The sequence below is a fragment of the Enterobacter cloacae complex sp. P18RS genome (assembly GCF_014982105.1).
GTDB lineage: Bacteria > Pseudomonadota > Gammaproteobacteria > Enterobacterales > Enterobacteriaceae > Enterobacter > Enterobacter hormaechei_C.
The window spans coordinates 3,415-5,058 of sequence record NZ_JADCKV010000037.1 but is presented as its reverse complement, the minus strand read 5'-3'; the positions used below and the strand labels follow the sequence as shown (position 1 = coordinate 5,058).

General features: G+C 53.4%; 1 rRNA gene. It reads left to right on the top strand.

Annotation, left to right across the window (positions count from 1 at the left end):
* The first annotated feature begins 53 nt into the window (after positions 1–53).
* A 16S ribosomal RNA gene (locus tag INF61_RS21740) occupies positions 54–1,595 on the top strand.
* Positions 1,596–1,644: the final 49 nt, after the last annotated feature.

Here is a 1,644-nt window from a genome sequence, read left to right as displayed (position 1 = left end):
TGAGTGAACACGTAATTCATTACGAAGTTTAATTCATTGAGCATCAAACTTTTAAATTGAAGAGTTTGATCATGGCTCAGATTGAACGCTGGCGGCAGGCCTAACACATGCAAGTCGAACGGTAACAGGAAGCAGCTTGCTGCTTCGCTGACGAGTGGCGGACGGGTGAGTAATGTCTGGGAAACTGCCTGATGGAGGGGGATAACTACTGGAAACGGTAGCTAATACCGCATAACGTCGCAAGACCAAAGAGGGGGACCTTCGGGCCTCTTGCCATCGGATGTGCCCAGATGGGATTAGCTAGTAGGTGGGGTAACGGCTCACCTAGGCGACGATCCCTAGCTGGTCTGAGAGGATGACCAGCCACACTGGAACTGAGACACGGTCCAGACTCCTACGGGAGGCAGCAGTGGGGAATATTGCACAATGGGCGCAAGCCTGATGCAGCCATGCCGCGTGTATGAAGAAGGCCTTCGGGTTGTAAAGTACTTTCAGCGGGGAGGAAGGCGATAAGGTTAATAACCTTGTCGATTGACGTTACCCGCAGAAGAAGCACCGGCTAACTCCGTGCCAGCAGCCGCGGTAATACGGAGGGTGCAAGCGTTAATCGGAATTACTGGGCGTAAAGCGCACGCAGGCGGTCTGTCAAGTCGGATGTGAAATCCCCGGGCTCAACCTGGGAACTGCATTCGAAACTGGCAGGCTAGAGTCTTGTAGAGGGGGGTAGAATTCCAGGTGTAGCGGTGAAATGCGTAGAGATCTGGAGGAATACCGGTGGCGAAGGCGGCCCCCTGGACAAAGACTGACGCTCAGGTGCGAAAGCGTGGGGAGCAAACAGGATTAGATACCCTGGTAGTCCACGCCGTAAACGATGTCGACTTGGAGGTTGTGCCCTTGAGGCGTGGCTTCCGGAGCTAACGCGTTAAGTCGACCGCCTGGGGAGTACGGCCGCAAGGTTAAAACTCAAATGAATTGACGGGGGCCCGCACAAGCGGTGGAGCATGTGGTTTAATTCGATGCAACGCGAAGAACCTTACCTACTCTTGACATCCAGAGAACTTTCCAGAGATGGATTGGTGCCTTCGGGAACTCTGAGACAGGTGCTGCATGGCTGTCGTCAGCTCGTGTTGTGAAATGTTGGGTTAAGTCCCGCAACGAGCGCAACCCTTATCCTTTGTTGCCAGCGGTTAGGCCGGGAACTCAAAGGAGACTGCCAGTGATAAACTGGAGGAAGGTGGGGATGACGTCAAGTCATCATGGCCCTTACGAGTAGGGCTACACACGTGCTACAATGGCGCATACAAAGAGAAGCGACCTCGCGAGAGCAAGCGGACCTCATAAAGTGCGTCGTAGTCCGGATTGGAGTCTGCAACTCGACTCCATGAAGTCGGAATCGCTAGTAATCGTGGATCAGAATGCCACGGTGAATACGTTCCCGGGCCTTGTACACACCGCCCGTCACACCATGGGAGTGGGTTGCAAAAGAAGTAGGTAGCTTAACCTTCGGGAGGGCGCTTACCACTTTGTGATTCATGACTGGGGTGAAGTCGTAACAAGGTAACCGTAGGGGAACCTGCGGTTGGATCACCTCCTTACCTTAAAGAACCTGCCTTTGCAGTGCTCACACAGATTGTCTGATGAAAA